The 19,376-nt window shown below is 44.2% G+C and carries 18 protein-coding genes; 8 read left to right on the top strand and 10 right to left on the bottom strand.

What is annotated here, in order from left to right; genetic code table 11:
• Positions 1-345 precede the first annotated feature (345 nt).
• Positions 346-1,968: a response regulator gene (locus V7R55_RS05325; protein ID WP_334057951.1), complete on the top strand. Its 1,623-nt coding sequence runs from the start codon at positions 346-348 to the stop codon at positions 1,966-1,968.
• A 37-nt stretch (positions 1,969-2,005) separates the two neighbouring features.
• Here V7R55_RS05325 and V7R55_RS05320 read toward each other — a convergent pair whose 3' ends face one another.
• On the bottom strand, positions 2,006-2,533 hold the full coding sequence (locus V7R55_RS05320) for a GNAT family N-acetyltransferase (protein ID WP_334057949.1): 528 nt from the start codon (positions 2,531-2,533) through the stop codon (positions 2,006-2,008).
• A 129-nt stretch (positions 2,534-2,662) separates the two neighbouring features.
• Positions 2,663-3,631, bottom strand: coding sequence for a GTP 3',8-cyclase MoaA (moaA, locus tag V7R55_RS05315; protein ID WP_334057948.1), 969 nt, complete (start codon positions 3,629-3,631; stop codon positions 2,663-2,665).
• A gap of 323 nt (positions 3,632-3,954) precedes the next feature.
• Here moaA and V7R55_RS05310 point away from each other — a divergent pair, with 323 nt between their 5' ends.
• From V7R55_RS05310 to V7R55_RS05300, 3 genes are all read left to right on the top strand, one after another.
• A complete protein-coding gene (locus V7R55_RS05310; protein ID WP_334057946.1) occupies positions 3,955-5,772 on the top strand; it encodes an ABCB family ABC transporter ATP-binding protein/permease in 1,818 nt (605 codons plus the stop codon).
• A gap of 3 nt (positions 5,773-5,775) precedes the next feature.
• Complete coding sequence (locus V7R55_RS05305) at positions 5,776-5,991, top strand: DUF3820 family protein (protein ID WP_025254677.1); 216 nt, start codon at positions 5,776-5,778, stop codon at positions 5,989-5,991.
• A 106-nt stretch (positions 5,992-6,097) separates the two neighbouring features.
• On the top strand, positions 6,098-6,415 hold the full coding sequence (locus tag V7R55_RS05300; protein ID WP_334057944.1) for a hypothetical protein: 318 nt from the start codon (positions 6,098-6,100) through the stop codon (positions 6,413-6,415).
• A 78-nt stretch (positions 6,416-6,493) separates the two neighbouring features.
• Here the strand turns inward: V7R55_RS05300 and V7R55_RS05295 are convergent, their stop codons facing one another.
• The 4 genes from V7R55_RS05295 to V7R55_RS05280 all read right to left on the bottom strand — a co-directional run bounded on the left by V7R55_RS05295 (position 6,494) and on the right by V7R55_RS05280 (position 10,492).
• Positions 6,494-7,837: a class II 3-deoxy-7-phosphoheptulonate synthase gene (locus V7R55_RS05295; protein WP_334057943.1), complete on the bottom strand. Its 1,344-nt coding sequence runs from the start codon at positions 7,835-7,837 to the stop codon at positions 6,494-6,496.
• Positions 7,838-8,012: 175 nt separating this feature from the next.
• On the bottom strand, positions 8,013-8,912 hold the full coding sequence (locus V7R55_RS05290; RefSeq protein WP_334057942.1) for an ABC transporter ATP-binding protein: 900 nt from the start codon (positions 8,910-8,912) through the stop codon (positions 8,013-8,015).
• 4 nt (positions 8,913-8,916) lie between these two features.
• Entirely contained in the window at positions 8,917-9,864 is a 948-nt protein-coding gene (locus V7R55_RS05285; RefSeq protein ID WP_334057989.1) for a FecCD family ABC transporter permease, read from the bottom strand.
• A 151-nt stretch (positions 9,865-10,015) separates the two neighbouring features.
• Positions 10,016-10,492, bottom strand: a complete 477-nt coding sequence (locus V7R55_RS05280) for a low molecular weight protein-tyrosine-phosphatase (protein WP_334057940.1) — start codon at positions 10,490-10,492, stop codon at positions 10,016-10,018.
• A gap of 93 nt (positions 10,493-10,585) precedes the next feature.
• Here V7R55_RS05280 and pepE point away from each other — a divergent pair, with 93 nt between their 5' ends.
• Positions 10,586-11,308, top strand: coding sequence for a dipeptidase PepE (pepE, locus tag V7R55_RS05275; RefSeq protein WP_334057938.1), 723 nt, complete (start codon positions 10,586-10,588; stop codon positions 11,306-11,308).
• Here pepE and bioD read toward each other — a convergent pair.
• Genes bioD through bioB form a run of 4 tightly spaced genes read right to left on the bottom strand, consistent with a single transcriptional unit; the run spans position 11,279 to position 15,616 of the window.
• A complete protein-coding gene (gene bioD, locus V7R55_RS05270; RefSeq protein WP_334057936.1) occupies positions 11,279-12,049 on the bottom strand; it encodes a dethiobiotin synthase in 771 nt (256 codons plus the stop codon). The genes pepE and bioD overlap by 30 nt on opposite strands.
• Positions 12,046-13,128 (bottom strand): methyltransferase domain-containing protein, encoded by a 1,083-nt coding sequence (locus V7R55_RS05265; protein ID WP_334057934.1) that lies wholly within the window; start codon positions 13,126-13,128, stop codon positions 12,046-12,048. The genes bioD and V7R55_RS05265 overlap by 4 nt, the downstream gene beginning before the upstream one ends.
• A gap of 2 nt (positions 13,129-13,130) precedes the next feature.
• Positions 13,131-14,492, bottom strand: a complete 1,362-nt coding sequence (locus V7R55_RS05260; protein WP_334057932.1) for an aminotransferase class I/II-fold pyridoxal phosphate-dependent enzyme — start codon at positions 14,490-14,492, stop codon at positions 13,131-13,133.
• Positions 14,492-15,616 (bottom strand): biotin synthase BioB, encoded by a 1,125-nt coding sequence (gene bioB / locus V7R55_RS05255; RefSeq protein WP_334057930.1) that lies wholly within the window; start codon positions 15,614-15,616, stop codon positions 14,492-14,494. The genes V7R55_RS05260 and bioB overlap by 1 nt, the downstream gene beginning before the upstream one ends.
• A 98-nt stretch (positions 15,617-15,714) precedes the next feature.
• On the opposite strand from bioB, the gene bioA reads away from it, so the two are divergent.
• The 3 genes from bioA (at position 15,715) to V7R55_RS05240 (ending at position 19,042) form a co-directional block, all read left to right on the top strand.
• Complete coding sequence (gene bioA / locus V7R55_RS05250) at positions 15,715-16,980, top strand: adenosylmethionine--8-amino-7-oxononanoate transaminase (RefSeq protein WP_438823577.1); 1,266 nt, start codon at positions 15,715-15,717, stop codon at positions 16,978-16,980.
• Between the two features lie 164 nt (positions 16,981-17,144).
• Entirely contained in the window at positions 17,145-17,666 is a 522-nt protein-coding gene (locus tag V7R55_RS05245) for a DUF2937 family protein (RefSeq protein WP_334057926.1), read from the top strand.
• A 143-nt stretch (positions 17,667-17,809) separates the two neighbouring features.
• A complete protein-coding gene (locus tag V7R55_RS05240) occupies positions 17,810-19,042 on the top strand; it encodes an ABC transporter substrate-binding protein (RefSeq protein WP_334057924.1) in 1,233 nt (410 codons plus the stop codon).
• Positions 19,043-19,376 lie beyond the last annotated feature (334 nt).

Here is a 19,376-nt window from a genome sequence, read left to right as displayed (position 1 = left end):
GTAGCGTCCACCATCTCTTCTTAGTCTTTCCAAAATCTAACACCTATATCATCGTGTAAGCTAGAATCGTCACTTGTTTGTGTAGCAATTTCAGAAAATTAATTCACTCACAAAACCGACCTAACCTTTTATAGAAATGTCTGCGCCCATAATGCACATGGTTATCACTCAGCTTTTTAAAAAAGTGTAAACAAGCACTCAACCGCCCAATTCATCGCAAAATTTGTTTACCTAAATTCATCCCAAAATAACCTCAACTATGCGATAGTCTCGCTGACGAGCTATACTTTAAAAATAATTATCGTGGTATGGTGAAAACCATAACGTCCTAAAGGCTACCCTTTAATGAAGCTCCACTTAGCTAGAAATACTAAGTTGTTAATTGCCGAAGATCAGGTGCTGGCAAAAAGCCACATGCACTACGCGCTTGAGCAGCTAGGTTTCAGGAATATGGACTATGTTGATAGACCCTCTCATGCCCTGTCAGCGTTACAAGAACACACTTACGACGCCATCATTTGTTCCTATAACTTACGCTCGGAACAAGGCGGTTATTTTTTACTCGAGCAACTCAACGAGTCTCACATACTGCCCCTCACTAGCGCATTTATCTTCACTAGCGCAGACACTTCAGCAGATATTGTTCACGCGATTATCGAGTTACAGCCAGATGAATTCATTGCCAAGCCATTTTCCGTTAACGAATTAGACCGTCGACTTTCCCGCGTTTTAGCAAGGAAAAAAGCCTTTAAAAATGTTTATTCATTCATGGACAAACAGGACTATGAAAAAGCCCTAGCTGAGGTTGAGTATTTCTTATTGCAACCCGAGAACGCTGAACACTTTCCTTTAGCAATGAAGATAAAAGGTGATTTGTTTCTTATCACCGAGAGGTTTCAGGAAGCTATCCCTTTCTTTGAATCAATAATAAACATTCAAGATTTTAGCTGGGCCAAAATGGGGATAGCAAAAAGCTTTCTAGCGCTTAATGAGCTTGATGATGCAGAAAGAGAAATTATCCAACTGGCAATGCGCCCCGATTCTGCATTAGAAGCATACGACTTACTCGCCAAACTGCAGATTAAGCAATCAGCGTTTGATGATGCACTTGAGTGTACTACGCTTGCATGCAATATTTCTCCCCAGAATATTCCTCGACATCAGATGGCGATAAACCTTGCTCGCATCACACACGACTATGAAAGCCAGTTTAACAGTGCGAAGAAAGTTGTACGCTATGCAAGAAACTCTATCTACGATAAACCAGATATTTATCTAACAGCAGCAAGAGCCGGTGTTGATTTTGCGATGACGTCTGAGCCAGAATACATAAACAGCGTTGTTAAACAAACCAATGAATATTTACGTCAGTTGAAAAGAGCTCACCCTAAAGCAGCGGTAAATGATGAATTGACAGTGATCGATGCCCGACTTCACTACTTAAAGGATGACACAGTAAAAGCCCAAATGCTGCTGTCAGATTTTCACACAGACCACGCTCAACATCACTCCACGGAAGCATTACTTGATAGAGCCAAAGCGCTTCATGAGGTTGGACTGAAAAAAGAATCTATAGCAATCTTAGATGCTATTTCTTCAAGGCAGAATGAGAATGCTGATGAGTTAAATCTAATGGCGACGTACTTAAAGCAGGAAAAAGAAGAAAAAGAAACGATTACGCTAAGTCCTAAAACGCTCAACAACACGGCTGTCGCCCAGTATAAACGAGGCAATCTGGAGCAATCTTATACCACCTTTGCTCAAGCATTTCGGGTTATGCCTAAAAATCCCTCAATTGCACTAAACTATCTTCAAGCCATTATTAGAGCGAGAAAGGCAAACGCGCCTATGCTTTCTGACACAGTGGCTGCTATTAACAAATGCAGAGAAACACTTGAAACAACGACCCTATCTGAAGACCAGAATGCGCGCTATCAGAGCGTGAAGAACATATTGAAGAATAAATAACTTCAACTACCGTTTTTTGGTTTTACGACGGGCCTGTTTAGTTAGTATAAACTACCACTGTCTCATGAAAGAGTTTGTCTATGTATTCAAGTTCGTGGCTAAATGTCATTCCGAGCTTTTTCATAATATTGATAGACGCGCTATTTTCTGGATTAGCGATGGCCGAAAACTTTTCCACGCCAATGTCATATAAGGCGTCTTTTATTGTCTGCGCAGCCTCAGTGGCATATCCATTGCCCCAAGTATGACGTTTAAACCGCCAACCTAATTCCATGTTGTCACTTTCAGGGTGTTGAGTGAAAAAGCCAAAAGGACGAACCAAAACCCACCCTATACTTTCTTTTTCAGCCAGCGTTTCTACGCGCCAAAGCCCCCAGCCTAAAGCTGGATTGGAATAAGCTTGGAAACGGGGAACGAATATGTCTCGAATATCTTCTTTTGAAGACTTCTTACCGCCACTTATGTACTTCATAACAAGCTCGTCTTGGTCGAGCTCCCATAGGAAGTCAGCGTCTTTTTCGGTGATATAGTGGTAGGAAAGACGCGCACTGTCCTTGATATGCATATACTTCCTTTGTCTTTATTATTCTTAATATGTTCTCACCGCAGAATATAGCTTATTTTTACAACAAACCAAACTTATTCTATGTTTTTTATTTCGGCCTTAATTTTCCTTTAACGCAGGAGTAGTTTGCTAACCTCCCAACATGGCTAGGTGCTTCGTTGCCCCAGTTTTTCCCTCATGGAGATAATGGGTTTCGTGCTTTTGCCCCAGCACATCTTGTAGGAAGACAACCACATCATCCACATTACCATTTGCAAGAAGATGCCTCATGTCTATGCCATTTTCGCTGAATAAGCAAAGGTGTAACTTGCCTGGCGCGGAGACACGAAGACGATTACAAGTTTTACAAAAATCTTTGCTGTACGGCATGATTAAACCAATCTTGCCCGCATAGTCCGGGTGATAGAACTCTTGCGCTGGCCCAGCATCTTTCCTGCGCAATAACGGCTGCCACCCCATATCTAACAGGGTCGTTTTCAATGGTGAACCGCTTTGATGTTGTTTATTGAAAAATTGATTTAAATCACCTGTTTCCATTAACTCGATAAAACGGAGTGTTACCGGCATATCTTTGAGCCAAGCAAGAAACCGATGTAGGCGGCTATCAGAAAAGTCGTTGAGTAAAACAGAGTTAACTTTCACATCAAGATCGGCATCAATGGCCGCATCCAACCCTCGCAGCACAGCTTTTAACTTATCCTGTCCTGTTATAGCGGCGAATTGCCGGGGGTCTAGACTATCGATACTGACGTTTACTTGATCTAAGCCTGCATTTTTCCATTGGTGGGCAAACTTTTCCATTCGCGCCCCATGTGTTGTCATCGCTACACGCTCTATACCCGGCGTATTACTCGTTAGTTGTAAGATATCAAGGAAGTCTCTTCGCAGCGTTGGCTCGCCACCTGTTAGGCGCACTTTCGAGGTACCTAGCTTAGCGAACGCTTTGAGCAAGGTATCAATTTCGCTTAGTGTCATAAACTGATCGCTCGTTGGGCCTTCATACCCATCTGGCAAACAGTACTGACAGCGAAAGTTGCACGCTTCGGTCACTGACAAACGCAAATAGTGAAACTGTCTACCGAAACTATCTTCTAACAAACCAACTCCTTAATCCTTTGCTGCTTTATGAGTCGCTAAAAAGGTTTTTGACGTTACAAAACCTAGCGAACCATTGAATAAATAACAAGGTAACTAAATTAAACTACCTCTAGTGTACGCGGGGAGAAATAAAAATTAAACACATTCGTTGCTATAAATAAGACCATTTTAATCTCTAGCCTATTTCAAAACGTACCACAAAAGGCGAGAATAATTGTATATGGGCAAGCTTGTTCAATTCCTAGTAAAGGTGTTACACCAAATTATTTTCCGAATCTTCCCGCTCTTAGTACAGTAAGCCAAACAATAAAGCACACTATAAAATGAGAAAAAACCGTTTTCCTACGAATACCGATGAACCTGTTAAATGGCACGTTCTATCGCAACTTTGGCCTTATCTTCTCGAGTTTAAGCAGCGTGTATTTTTAGCCCTGCTGTGCCTAGTAGCAGCAAAGCTTGCCAGTATTGGTCTTCCCTATGTGCTGAAGTATACCGTTGATAGCTTAAATGGAGATTTAACTACGCTAGCTTTAGCGGTTCCTATTAGCTTAATCGTTGCTTATGGGACGCTGCGCTTACTCAATGTTTTACTCGGCGAAGTACGAGATACGCTATTTGGTCGCGTTACTGAGCGCGCCATGCGTCGTCTTGGGCTTAAGGTTTTTAAACATCTACACAACCTTGACTTAGGCTTTCATCTAAATCGGCGTACAGGCGGTTTATCAAGAGATATCGAGCGAGGCACCAACGGCGTAAGCTTTTTAATGCGCTTTATGGTGTTTAATATTGTCCCCACTCTCTTAGAGATCGCCCTTGTCGTCGGTTTGCTCTTATTCCAGTTTGGCGTATCTTTCGCACTAATAATTGTGATTAGCGTAGTGGCGTACATTGGCTTTTCGATGAAAGCCACCGACTGGCGCACACGCTTTGTCACACAAATGAACGAAGCAGACTCAACTACGAATTCAAGAGCGGTAGACAGCCTGCTTAATTTTGAGACAGTAAAGTATTTCAATAACGAATCGTTTGAAGCCAATCGGTACGATACCGACTTAGCAGCATGGGAGAAAGCGCGACGGAAAAACCGCTTATCGCTATTCGCATTAAACGGTGGTCAAGCCGCCATCATTGCCATTGCCATGACTTCAATGATGGCAAACGCTGCTTTCGGGGTTATAAATGGCGAAATGACCATTGGCGACTTTGTACTTATCAACGCCTTTACTATGCAGATTTTCATGCCCTTAAACTTTTTGGGTTTTGTATACCGTGAAATTCGTGGCAGCCTTGCCAATATCGATAAGTTATTCGACCTTCTATCGCAAACCCCAGCTATCAAAGATGCAGACAACGCCACCGAATTAACCTGCGCCAACCCAGCACTACGCTTTAATAAAGTGTATTTCGCCTACAACGAAAATAGACAAATATTAAACGGGTTGAGCTTTGACGTACCGCCTGGTGCCAAGGTAGCAGTAGTAGGTGAAAGCGGCGCGGGAAAATCAACGCTGATGAAACTACTCTTTCGGTTTTATGAGCCTCAACAGGGCGACATCACTATAGATGGAAAAGATATCGGATCGGTTACGCAACAAAGTCTGCGTTCACATATCGGCATTGTCCCTCAGGATACAGTACTATTTAACACCACTTTGCTAGAAAATATTCGCTACGGTAACCCCGATGCCAGCGACGAAGATATTAAACAAGTGATTAGGCTTGCACATCTTGAAACCTTTGTAGAAAGCTTGCCTGATAAGCTAGAAACAACCGTAGGTGAGCGAGGACTAAAGCTTTCTGGCGGCGAGAAACAACGCGTATCTATCGCACGAGCCTTACTGAAAGGTGCGCCCATTATGATTTTCGACGAGGCCACCAGCTCATTAGACAGCACATCAGAACGAGCAATTTTGTCAGCCCTTCGCGATGCGGCCAAGGGGCATACTAGTTTGGTCATAGCCCATAGACTGTCCACTATTGTTGATGCCGACAAGATCCTCGTACTTAAAAACGGTACCATAGTAGAGGAAGGGACACACACTTACTTACTTGAACAAGGCGGGGAATACGCAACCCTATGGCAAGCCCAACAGCGTGAAGACGACGAAGTTAGTTCGAATAAAGATGCAAAAGGTAGTTAGAAGATGGACCCAACGCTTATCAAAGCCGCCATTAATCAAGTGATGCCGTTCGGAAAATATGCTGGAAGACGCCTTTTCCATTTACCAGAGCCTTACCTCGTTTGGTTTCACAAACAGGGCTTTCCCGAAAACAAGCTAGGTGAACAGCTCGCTTTAATGTATGAAATAAAGTTAAACGGCTTAGAATCTGTTGTAGAGCCCCTGCTAGATGATGACTAGCAACTGCCTTATAACGAGCATTGCCTTATTTCCGTAGTTTTTATTCTGGTTGCCGTATTTTTACCTAAATCCGCGTGTTAGGCACACCAAAACAGCAAGAAGATTTATGTTTGCAAGACCCCGAAAACAACGCAGAAGTGACGTAAACGAGCGCATCAAAAAGATTCACAACGCGATAGCTAACAAATTGCTATCTCATCCAGAACTTTTTGAACAAGCTGAACACACTTTAGAAACCCGATATCAAAACAAAATGATGCGTTATGGTAGCTACCTGCAATGGAAGGGCATTATAGAAGCCCGCAATGAACCCGATGTATTTAAAGCTTTATTGTTGGCCGATGACGAGCGCACCGCCAATTTGAGAAGAGAAACTATCTTCACCGGAATTTTAAGTGAAGAAGAAAGAGAACAGCTGCTATAAAAAAACGGGCAGCGTTTGTTTCGCTGCCCGTTTTTAAGTTTTACTGCGATTCACGCATTACGCATTACGCATTACGCATTACGCATTACGCAAATGATCAGCTACCAAGAATGCCATCTCAAGCACCTGGTCCGCATTTAGGCGCGGATCACATTGTGTTTTATATGCCTGGGCTAAATCATCATCGCTAATTTCATAAGCTCCGCCAGTACACTCCGTTACATGCTGGCCGGTCATTTCAAGGTGAATACCACCTGCGTGAGTACCTTCTGCTTCGTGAGCTTGGAAGAACTGCTTAATTTCTTTCAAAATTGCATCGAAGTTACGGGTTTTATAGCCGCTAGACGCCGAGAACGTGTTGCCGTGCATCGGGTCAGAGCTCCACACTACGTGTCTGCCTTCCGCTTTTACTTTGCGCAATAAGCGTGGCAAGTTGTCAGCTAGATTATCGGCGCCCATACGCGTAATAAGCGTTAAACGACCCGGATCGTTTAGCGGGTTAAGCGCATCAATTAAACGAATAAGCTCGTCTTCCTGCATGCTTGGCCCAACTTTCACACCAATTGGGTTGTGAATGCCGCGAAAAAACTCTACGTGAGCATGATCAAGCTGGCGTGTACGCTCACCAATCCATACCATATGCGCTGAACAGTCGTACGGTTTACCGGTAAGCGTATCAACACGCGTAAGCGCCTGCTCGTAGTTCAAGAGTAAGGCTTCGTGCGACGTAAACAGCGAGGTTTCATGTAGTGTAGAACTGGTTTGTGCGTTAATGCCAATAACGTCCATAAATTCAAGCGTATCTTGAATACGGTTAGCCATATCCGAATAGCGCTCTTTAAGCGGGTTATTTTCAACAAATGCCATGTTCCAACGGTTCACTTCGTGAAGGTCGGCCAAACCACCTTGGGCAAACGCGCGAAGAAGGTTCAAGGTTGAAGCGCTGCGATGATACGCTTCTAGTAAGCGATCAGGGTCTGGTCGACGGGCCGCTTCAGTAAACTCAAAGTTATTAATGATATCACCACGATAGCTTGGCAAGGTCACGCCACCGCGGGTTTCAAAATCTGATGAACGCGGTTTAGCATATTGTCCAGCCATACGGGCAACCTTGGTTACCGGGCAACGACCAGCAAACGTAAGCACAATAGCCATTTGAAGAATTACTTTGAACGTATCGCGAATTTTAGGCGCATTAAATTCGTCAAACGACTCTGCGCAGTCACCGCCTTGCAAAAGAAAGCCTTTCCCCAAGCTCACTTCGCCTAGCTGACGTCTAAGTTCACGGGCTTCAGCAGCGAATACGAGTGGAGGATAAGAACTTAGTGTTTGCTCTACTTCATTTAAACGTACTTTGTCATCGTACTCTGGTTGCTGAAGAATAGGTTTATTTCTCCAACTGTCTACTTGCCAATTACTCAACGGTGTTCTCCTGAATAAAAAACGTAGGGCAAACGTTTTACTGAAAATAATTATTGAAACTCAATGCTTCGAATAAAAAGACTGTAGCGCGCTTCACAGTATGCCTGTAGCGCATTTTTATAATCAGCCTAATGTGAAAATACGAATCTTAAATTGTGATGGCACTTTACCACATTTATTCTAAGGAAATAGGTGCGCAAACTTGAATTTCTAGAAAGTTATCGTGCTTGCTTATAGCAAAATAGCATTCAAATACCTTCTCTAGGTTTGCCTGAGTCGCTACTTCTTGTGGCTCTCCCAGCGCTACCATACTACCTTTGTGCATTAACCATAGACTATCGCAGTAATTTGCGCTCAGTGCGATATCGTGAGACGTCATGAGTATCGTATTTCCTTTACCACAAAGGAATTTCACCAAGCTAGCCAATGCGTATTGATGCCTAATGTCAAGCCCCTGCAGAGGCTCATCTAAAAACGCTATACCTTCACCCCGCTCTAACTGGGGCCAAATTTGTAAGAGCGCTCGACAAATTTCTACCCGCTGCCGCTCGCCGCCAGAAAGCTGGGTAAGGATTTTGTTTAAAAAGCCTGACACTTCGAGGGCCTTTTCTAAAACCGGAGGAATGAGCGAAGCCTGGTTTTCTACTGTATAAAAACTTAAGTATTCCTTAACTGAAAGGTGAAAACCACTTTCACTTTGCTGAGCTAATAAAGTACGTACGCTGGCAAGCGTGGCAATAGACCAACTATTCATTGGTTTGCCATACAGCATCACCTTACCTTCATCAGCTTCAATAAGACCCGCAAGGGTGAGTAGCAGCGTTGACTTCCCTGCCCCGTTTGGCCCTATGATATGAATACATTCGCCCTTTTTCGCGCTTAAGTCTTCCACCCGCAGCCGTGACCCAATGCTTACGTTCTGCAGGCTTAAAATCAATGGGGCATCCGAAGCTTTTTCGCTACTGTTGACGCAAGACGCTCTGTTGTAGCTGACTGCATGACGTTCACCAGTGCTTTGCTCTTCATTACGATAAGAATCAGGTTGCTTTTGCGTAAAAGGATTCGGGGACGTCATTTCATCAGCCTTTGAGCTGGCCTTTTGCCAGCGCCCAAATTAGTAACGGGCCACCTAACGTTGCTGTAACCATAGAGACAGGAAGTGTAATAGCTCGAGTCATTTCAGAGCATAGCGCTACCAACATTAAAAGGCTTGCACCGCTCAACGCACTTAACGGCAACAAATAGCGATTGTTATGCCCGATGATCAGACGCAAAATATGAGGTACAAGTAAGCCTACAAACGCAATAGACCCAGCCATCGACACCGCCGTACCCACCGCGATAGCGCAAATAATTAGGGCGCGTTCGGTAAGTTTTTCCACATCCACACCACTACTTTTTGCCGCCAGTTCACCTGCATATAGCTTATTTAAATCACCTGCAAAAAAAAGTTGCAAACCCACAGCGATAACTATCAACGGGCCTCCAACCGATAAAATTAACCAGTTAGTTTGATATAAGCTGCCCATTAGCCAAAAAGTGAGGTTGCGAAGGGCATTAGCGTCGCTGAACATATAAAGCCAGGCAATAACCGCCCCGCTAAGAGTAGATATGGCTATACCGGCAAGAATAACAGCAGTGGAAGAGCCGACAAGTTTTCTAGCTAACCGGTAGATAATAAATGTAGATAACAGAGCACCTACAAAGCACCCAAAGGGCAGTAAATAATGCAGGTACGCTGTAGCCCATTGAGGCGTTAACAATAGCAATAGTGCAGCAACTAAACTTGCTCCACTGGTTATACCTATGATTCCTGGATCGGCTAGCGGATTACGAAGTACCACCTGTAATGTGGCCCCACTGACAGAAAGCGCGGCGCCTACTAAGCATGCGGTAAGTATAAGCGGTATTTGAAGCTGTACGATAATATGCTGCTTTAAGTCAGCAGCCGTATTAGCAACCCCTGTCACGCCAATGATTCCCACCACGCCAACGGCTAATAAACAAAGTAGCGTTATTACAACCAAAGAAAGGCCTCTGCGTTTAGTTTCTATGGCTCTCAAAATCGGCTCTCAACATCGTTTATCAAAATCGCTTCTCAATATGCGTTCTAGGTTTGGCTCGCAATGCCGCTTTTCAATTTTGGCTTTTTATACAGGTTCTGAATATGGCTTCCGGTTATAATTGCTGGGTTTGTTTGATGTGCGCAATCAAACCGTCCGACGCTTCTTCAATTAAATCTAACACCAACTCAAAGCCGCGCTTTCCTCCGTAGTATGGATCAGGCACTTCTTTGTCTTCTGCGTTTGCAAAATCAAGAAATAACTTAATTTTATCCTGGTACTGGCTTGGCGACATACCATGCAAATTTGCAAGGTTGCTGTTATCCATAGCTAAGATATAGTCGAAGCGCTCAAAGTCACTTTCATCCACACGGCGGCATTTAAGCCCCTTAAAGCTATAACCTCTCTCTACTCCAGCTGCCTGTGAACGCTTGTCGGGCGGGTTGCCAATGTGGTAACCATGGGTTCCCGCAGAATCAATTTCAATATTTAACCCGGCTTGTACAGCTTTGTGCTTGAACACCGCTTCTGCGGTTGGAGAACGGCAAATATTACCCAAACACACGAACAACACCGATGTAGATTGTTTCATTCAAAATCCTATTTAAACGCAGTGACGGAGCGCGACTAAACTTTGTACCCAGTTTCGCGTATGATACGCCGTCAGAAAAATTGTGGAGTTAGTATGACCGCACATGTACTTATGCTAAGTAGCTCTCGTCAAGGCGACGAAGCTTACTTAGAGCACGCTAGAGCGTTTATTTTTGCACACTTAGGCGAAATTCGCGACCTTCTATTTGTTCCTTACGCTGCTGTAACTCAATCGTACGACAGTTATGTAGATGCTGTCGCTACTGCACTGCCAGAGTGCAATGTCACCGGGCTACACACTACAGAAGACCCTGTGGCCGCCGTGAACAATGCAAAGAAAAACGGCCAAGCTATTGTAGTAGGTGGTGGAAACACCTTTCACCTGCTTTCAACACTTTATGCGAACGCGCTTATTGTACCGATAAAGCATGCCATCGCCGATTGCACACCTTATATTGGATGGAGCGCGGGTTCGAATATCTGTGGTGAATCAATAAGAACCACTAATGATATGCCTATCATTGAGCCGCCGAGTTTTGATGCGCTAGATATCGTGCCGTTCCAGTTGAACCCGCACTACACCGATTATCAGCCTCCTGGCCATAATGGTGAAACCCGCGATCAGCGCTTGGCAGAGTTCACCGCGCTTAATCCAACAACGCCAGTAGTTGCTATTCGCGAAGGTACAGCGCTGCGCCTTACAAATAACCAACTTAGCCTAGTAGGTGAAAAGGACGGCTTTATCTTTCTAGGTGAAGAAAAAACGCCAATTCATTCAGGTGATGATTTAACTTATTTGCTTAATAGCGGCGAATAGCACTTCATCGTTGGGCGCTACCTGGTAAGGAATTTCTGCCAGTAGCGGCTCGGGTAACATGGCTTTAAGAGAGTGCAGATTTTCTTGGTATCGCGCCATGTTACCTGTGATGTCGTTCGCAACCCATCCTTTAATGGTAAGTCCATCGGCACGAATTGCTTCTGCCGTTAATAGCGCATGATTCAAGCAACCTAGTCGCATGCCTACAACTAAAACCACATCCATTTTGAGTGTTTTCACGACATCAGAAAGATAGTAAGTGGGCGTATACTCATCACCTACCGTTAGCGGTAAACGCCACCCACCTGCACCTTCCATTAACAGAAGTTCTGGTTGATAGGCGTGCAGTTCGTCAAGCCCTTTTGCAATCTCGTCAAACGTTAACGCAACACCTTCTTCAAGGGCAGCAATATGTGGTGCAATAGCCGGCTTTAGTGCAATTGGGTTTATTTGATGCAAAGGAAGTGTCTGTCCACTTTCTTCTTTGTTTTCATTTACGCTTTTTAGCTCGTTATTGTCTGTAATTTTAATGGCTTTATTTGCGCGTATTTTGGAGCACGCTTTCTGAATATTTAGCGCATCTTCGTTAACCCACTCGCCGTTTATCTGTTCGCATCCGGCTGCAATAGGCTTGTAGCCGATGGCGCTTAACGAGGATTTTTGCGCAGCTTGTAGTAGTTGGCAGGTAACATAGGTTTTACCTACTTCGGTGTCGGTACCGGTAATGAAATACTGCTTCATCGTTTTTCCAATCTAAAATGACTTACGCGGTAGGTAAGCGGTAACTTACTTTCTACACCGCTCATATTGCTGTAAGCCATGGCTAATTTTTTAATATCTCGACGGGTGAGCGGCGGCTGTTTTTGGCCAGTCTCTCCTGCCCCTACACCTTTCACAGAGCGCAGTAGCGACATAATATCGTGGTGAGAATCGACATAATCTTTAGTAATCACCCGTTGCAAAAAAAGACCTGATTGCTTAAAGCCATTTACCCATTGTGCGGTTGTTGGCATATAGGTTTCGGCTTGTGGAAGCTGCGCTACTTTGCGCGCCGTTTTAAGCTCACTAAATGAACCTGCTACCATGATAGCCAACTCGGCAACACCACCTTTTTTAAGCACTCGCGCTATCTCATCAGCGACAAGCCCAGTATCGCTAACCCACTGAAGCGCCATAGATGAAAATACGGTTGAAAATTGGTTGCCAGAAAATGGTAAATCCACTGCACTACCTTCTACAAAAATGGGGGCAGAGTACATTTTTCTGGCCTGCGCCAACATGCCCTCGGCAATGTCTACGCCAGTTGCAGCTGCACCTTTATTTTCAAGGGTTTGGGTATGAATGCCAGTACCACAGCCGATATCAAGAGCCTTACCCTGTAGGTTTACAGATAGGTTCGCTAATGCCTGTATAGCAATAATTCGCTGAATACCCGCAATACTGTTGTACTGCACTGCTGCTTTTGAAAAGCGATGTGCCACGTCCTGCTCGTTAATTCCTGAAGCAGTATCATTGCGTTCAGCTCTTGCAGCGCCTTTAGTTGTTATAGAGCCTTCAGCTGTAATATAGTCCTCTGTTTTAGTGCTTTCCTCAGCATTCAAATGTACCGCAGCTTTGGAAGAACTATCAGAAGGGTAAGCAGTTTTAACTGTGAGAGTCCCTTTAGCGTTGGTCGCACTTTTAAAATCGAGAGGTGCCTCGGACGAAAAAGCCCCGTTTGCCTTAAAAGCCGCCTGGGCCGCATCATGTGACAACTTATCGTCGAAGATACTTCTCGATTCTGCCGGCATAGCAGCTTTTACAGCAGGACTTAGTGACATGGTTACATCTCTTGTTTAGTTACAGAGTCAGGATTACTCACAGCGCTTTCTGACTCTTTTTCTACTGGAGTCGCATTTAACGCCAAGTTATTAAGTGAAAGTTCTAGCGCGTCAAGCAATACGTCAATATCTTGTGATGTGTGATTTGCTGTGAGTGTTATACGCAGTCTGTCTTGATTTTTCGGGACCGTGGGTTGCCTGATAGCCGTTGCCCAAATGCCGCGCTGTTTTAGCCCGTCACTTAGTGCAATTGCACGTTCTGGGCTACCAATAATAATGGGCTGAATCGCGCTTTGCGATTGCCCCAAAGTGATTTCAATTGGTGCCTTGTCTATCGCACTTGTATTAAGTGTCTGTCCAAAACGTTTTTGAAACGACTCTCTGAAATAGGTGATATTGGTTTGTAGCGTTTCGCGGCGGGCAGTATCACTGGCGATATGAGTGAGGGAGTACAAAGTAGCCACCGCTTGGGCTGGCGGCATGGCAGTGGAATACACGTAGTGTTTAGAAAAATTTACCAGATAATCAATTAGGGTTTGGCTTCCTGCAATAAAGGCACCGGCCGTGCCCACTGCTTTGCCAAATGTTCCCATAACAATAGGCACTTGTTGCTGGCTTAAGTTTAGTGCTTCTGCTGTGCCGAAGCCGTTTTCACCCAATACGCCCATACCGTGTGCATCGTCTAACATGAACCATGCATTATATTTAGCGGCCAGTTCAGCGATACCTTCGCAAGGCGCTACGTCACCGTCCATACTAAACACTCCTTCGCTGGCAATCAGAATGTCTTGCTGGTTTGCATCAGAATTACCAACCGCATCGGATAACTGGCTGTGATAGCCGTTTGATAGCATGCTCTCTAAATGACTTAGATCGTTATGCTTGAAACGGCGAAGCTTGGCGCTATCAGATACACATTGTGCCCCCTCTAAAAACGAAGCGTGCATGAGCTTATCAGCAATGATGTGCCCTGCTCTCGCGCTTTTATTAGAGTTAGACATGTGAGGAAAAAGTGCCATGCACAGTGCCTGGTTGGCGGCAAAGCCAGAGTTAAATAACAGCGCAGCTTCTCGGTTTAAACCATCGGCAATGTAGGCTTCTAGCGCCAAATGAGCCTGTGTGTGCCCAGTGACCAATGACGATGCACCACTGCCACCACCAAATTGCGCTAGCCCCTCAACCCAACTTTGCAATACACCCTCATGCTGGCGCATGCCTAGGTAGTCATTGCTTGAAAAATTAAGGTAGTGCTCACCGTTAATACAAATAATGCTGTCTTTTTCGTATTGTTGGCAGTGGCGCTGGCGCAGCAAGCCTTGCTCGGCACGCGCGCTCAGCGAATCGTCTAACCAGTGAAAGGCCATTACGCCTCCGTTAAATGCTGTTTCTTTGGCGCTACCTTAGGCTTGGTTGCATCAATAAACAAGTCGTTACTGTCGTCGCCTTGCTCTTGTTGCTGGGCAATTTCTTCTTCTAACACTTGTTGATGTGCTTCGTCTGAGTAATCTCTTGTACGTTCAGTATTAATACCAAGCTTTTTGAACAGCATTACATCTTCATGGGTATCTGGATTTGACGTGGTTAACAGTTTGCAGCCATAGAAAATAGAGTTCGCGCCTGCCATAAAACAAAGCGCCTGCATTTGTTCGTTCATTGCTTCGCGGCCTGCCGACAAGCGCACATGTGACTTAGGCATCATAATACGAGCAACGGCAATAGTGCGGATAAACTCAAAATAGTCCAAGTCTTCTACGCTATCGAGTGGCGTACCTTTTACTTTAACCAACATGTTAATTGGCACACTTTGAGGCTGCTCAGGAAGATTTGCCAATTGCACTAACATACTAGCGCGATCGCTCACCGTCTCTCCCATGCCAACAATTCCCCCAGAGCAAACGTTCATGCCTGCAGCACGCACGTTCTCTAACGTATTCAATCGGTCTTGGTAAGTACGGGTGGTAATAATATCGCCGTAGTATTCTGGAGAGGTATCAAGGTTGTGATTATAATAATCAAGGCCCGCTTGCTTTAAGGCCACAGCTTGATCGCGGGTTAACATACCCAGCGTCATGCAGGTTTCTAAACCTAAGTTTTTCACCTCTTCAACCATTTTTAAAATGTAAGGCATGTCTCTGTCGCGTGGATTACGCCATGCGGCGCCCATACAAAAACGGGTGGAGCCAACTTGCTTCGCCTCTTTTGCTCGCTGGATGACCTTTTCAATTTCTAGCAGGCGCTCTTTTTCAAGCCCTGTATCATAACGGGCACTTTGTGGGCAGTACTTACAGTCTTCAGGACATGCACCGGTTTTAATCGACAAAAGCGTGCTAACCTGCACTTCGTTAGGATTAAAGTGCTGTCTATGCACCACTTGGGCATCAAACAGTAGATCGTTAAATGGCATGGCAAACAAAGCTTCGACTTCAGCTTTGGTCCAATCGTTTCGAATAGTTGTCGTTCGCGCAGAAGGCGCACTAGCCAGTGTCATTGACTGTCCTTTACTAATTATTATTGCTGGCTTAGTCTATGCCCCAATATCGAGTTGTCAACTCTGACCAATTACAAACCTTTACCAACGGTTATTTTGTGAACAATATAGAATTTGATAAACAGCACATTTGGCACCCTTATACCTCGGCGGTTAACCCCCTTCCCTGCTACGAAGTAGTCGGCGCAAAAGGCGCTGAACTTACCCTAGCAAGCTCTGAAATATTAGTAGATGGCATGTCTAGCTGGTGGGCCGCTATTCACGGTTACAATCACCCCGTACTCAACGATGCTGCGCACAAGCAAATTGACGCATTTTCTCACGTAATGTTCGGTGGCATTACTCACAAACCCGCTGTGGATTTGTGTAAAACTTTACTTGGTATGGTGCCCGCGGGCTTAGAGCGAGTGTTCTTAGCTGACTCTGGTTCAGTGTCGGTTGAAGTCGCAATAAAAATGGCAATTCAGTATTGGGCATGCCAAGGACGTACAGAGAAGTCGCGTATCGTCGCGCCGCGCAATGGTTATCATGGCGATACGTTCGCCGCAATGAGCGTGTGCGATCCGGTTAACGGCATGCACAGTTTATTTGAAGGGGTACTGAGCAAGCAGATTTTTGCACCGGCCCCTCAAACTCGGTTTGGTCAAACCTTTAGTGAAGACGATATTCTTCCACTTGAAGAGATTTTTGAGAAGCATCATCACACTATGGCGGCGTTAATTCTAGAGCCTATCGTTCAAGGTGCAGGTGGTATGCGTATTTACCATCCTGAATATTTAAAACGCTGCCGCCAACTTTGTGATACCTATGATGTACTTTTAATTTGCGATGAGATTGCTACTGGATTTGGTCGTACAGGTAAGCTCTTCGCTTGTGAACATGCGGGTATCTCGCCTGATATTTTGTGTTTAGGCAAGGCTATTACTGGCGGCTATATGACGTTAGCTGCTACTTTGTGTACCGAAGATGTCGCTTTAGGGGTTTGCCAGGGTGAGCCTGGTGTTTTTATGCACGGTCCGACCTACATGGGCAACCCGTTAGCTTGTGCTGTGGCTAACGCTAGTTTATCACTCATTAATGAGAACCATTGGCAGCAGCAAATTCCTGCTATTGAGAAACAATTACAAACCGAGTTAGCAAAATGTGCAGACTTACCCCGTGTTTCAGATGTTAGGGTGCTGGGTGCTATTGGAGTGGTTGAGACAGTAAAATCGGTCAACGTTGCCGAAATTCAACGCCATTTTGTCGAAAAAGGCGTGTGGATACGGCCCTTTGGTAAGCTGGTATACATTATGCCTCCCTATATCATATCTTCCGAGCAATTAAGTAGGTTAACCCATGCGATTTACACAGCCTTGAAATAGCATGAGAGGTTGTTACGCTAAGTACTTACTTTTTGTCACATGAGATAAATTCAATGTCGAGATCCTCTTGCGTTCAAAGGCTTCTATCAATGAATGTTAGAAGTCAGCAATTAGACGGGTCACTATTGAGTCGACAATACTGATTATTTTATAGCGAGTTTTTAATGGTAGTGCGTATTCTTGATAAAGTGGTATTTGCAGTTTTATTTATTGTCACACTGCAAGTGCCTATTTTAGCGGATCACTACCGTCAATACTTGAACGGTTACTATGACGCACTAAGAGATGAAGTATCCAGTTCTTCTGAACTCGCCAAACAGCATGGATTTTCTTCTGTAGAGGCCATGCTAGACAGCTTGCAGAAAAATAGCGAACCAGTGGTGCGCGAAAATGCGTCATTGAAGGCGAGTCGCTTTGCCCAGATCACCACACTTGAGCAAGGTATGAGAAAGCTTGAGCACGGTCACTATTTCGAAAAACTGGTGTTTATGGCCTCACCTTCTCAGTACGGCACTCTGAATCGCGTACTCGACAATTTTAGTCCTTCCGTACCGCTAACTCCTTCCTCAATTGTTTTTAGCCTTATTACCGCTATTTTGCTTAATTTATTAATTTGGACACCGCACTTTTGCTACTGTCAGGTTAAGAAAATTAAGGACAAACCCAAACGCTATTCTTATAGATAGTACAAAAGCTAGCTTCACGTCTTCTAACTGGCGACGAAAGTCGAATAGGCATCAGGTCAAACTCAATATAGTGTGTTAGACATAGCGGGCAACTCGCTTTGCTAAATACTTAAGCGAGGCGGCGTAGATGGCTTAGGAGCACTATGGAAAGACGCTTTTTTTGTTTACTGACTTGCTGCGTGATGATAGTAGACACTTATGCAGAACAGCTAAATGTAGGCGTGTCAGTATCAACAAGTGCTCAAAGGGAAGCATTTTATACTTTGGCGCACGATTTTGAGTCGCGCTACCCCAATATTCAAGTAAAATATACTGCCTTGGGTAGTGAAGATTATAAACGCGCTTTTCCAAAGATGTTGGCAGATGATAAACGCTTTGATGTTTTATACTGGCATGCTGGCCAGCGCTTGTTTAACTTTATTGAAAAAGACTTAATTGAACCGATAGATGATGTGTGGACAAAGGGTGACTTAGCCAAAGCATTCGGTCAGAAAGTTACGCAAAATATCAGCTACGATGGCCACTCATTCGCGGTCCCTATTTCTTATTATCAAATCGGTTTTTATTACTCAAAAGACCTATTTGAAAGACTATCTTTGTCCGAACCAAAAACGTGGGAAGCGTTTATAGCCGTCTGTGAGGTTTTAAAAGCAGAAAACGTCGCACCTATTTTTATAGGTACAAAGAGTAACTGGCCGGCAACGGCGTGGTTTGATTACCTTAACCTAAGGCTGCACGGTATTGAGTTTCAACAGAACCTCGCAAAAGGAAAAATTGCCTTTACTACTAAACGGATTAAAGCCACTCTCAAGGTATTGCACGACTTAAAGGAAAACCAATATTTCATTGAAGATCATCAGTTCTTAGAATGGCGTGAAAGCTTACCTCTATTATCCAGAGGTCTAGTGGGTATGTCACTCATAGGAAATTATGTCATACAAGAAATAAGACCTAGCATACAATCGAAAATTGGCTTTTTTCCTTTTCCAGAAATAAATGAAAATGTAGCCAAATACGAAGAAGCACCTATAGACGTGCTGCTTATCCCCAAAAACGCAGACAATACTTCTCTAGCCAAAAAGTTTCTAGCTTTTGCTTCCAACTACGAAGTTCAAAGTAAACTGAATAATAAGTTAGGGGTCATATCTCCACACAGACTATCTCAGACACAGTCTTCACAACTTACTAAAGAGGCCTATTCAGCACTTTCTGAAGCAGACGGCTTTTCACAATTTTTTGATCGTGATGCTGAAGAAACCTTCGCATCTGAAATAATGCCAATCATCGATGAGTTTTTTATACATGGCGACAGTCACGCCACAAGCTTAAAACTAGAGCAGGTTCGCCATAAATATTTTCCTCCGAATTCCAAATAATTGTATGGGGTTAACATCTCATCCTAAATTCAGTTAAAAGATAAAAAGCCCCCTCTTTAGTTCTCGGTCGAAATCTATTTATTCCGCGTTTTAAATTTATAAACATGCTTTGCTTCTGATTTTTAAAACGCTGTTTCAAGAATTAAGAGGGTGTTCCAAAACCTACAAACGCGCAGAAAAAGGATTCTTACCTTTTTATTGAACGTGGCATCAATAATGCAATCTTTAACGTAACGGTTAGAAGCGAAACACTGGTTCATCATTTTTCTCGTAAAAAGAAACTTGTAAACAACCAAATATCAGCGACTTACCCAAGTTAATTGCGAAGGAGATA

It is taken from the genome of Alteromonas sp. S005 (assembly GCF_036864475.1).
Lineage (GTDB): Bacteria > Pseudomonadota > Gammaproteobacteria > Enterobacterales > Alteromonadaceae > Alteromonas.
The sequence above is the reverse complement of the archived record's forward strand: the minus strand, read 5'-3'. Positions and strand labels throughout refer to the sequence as shown.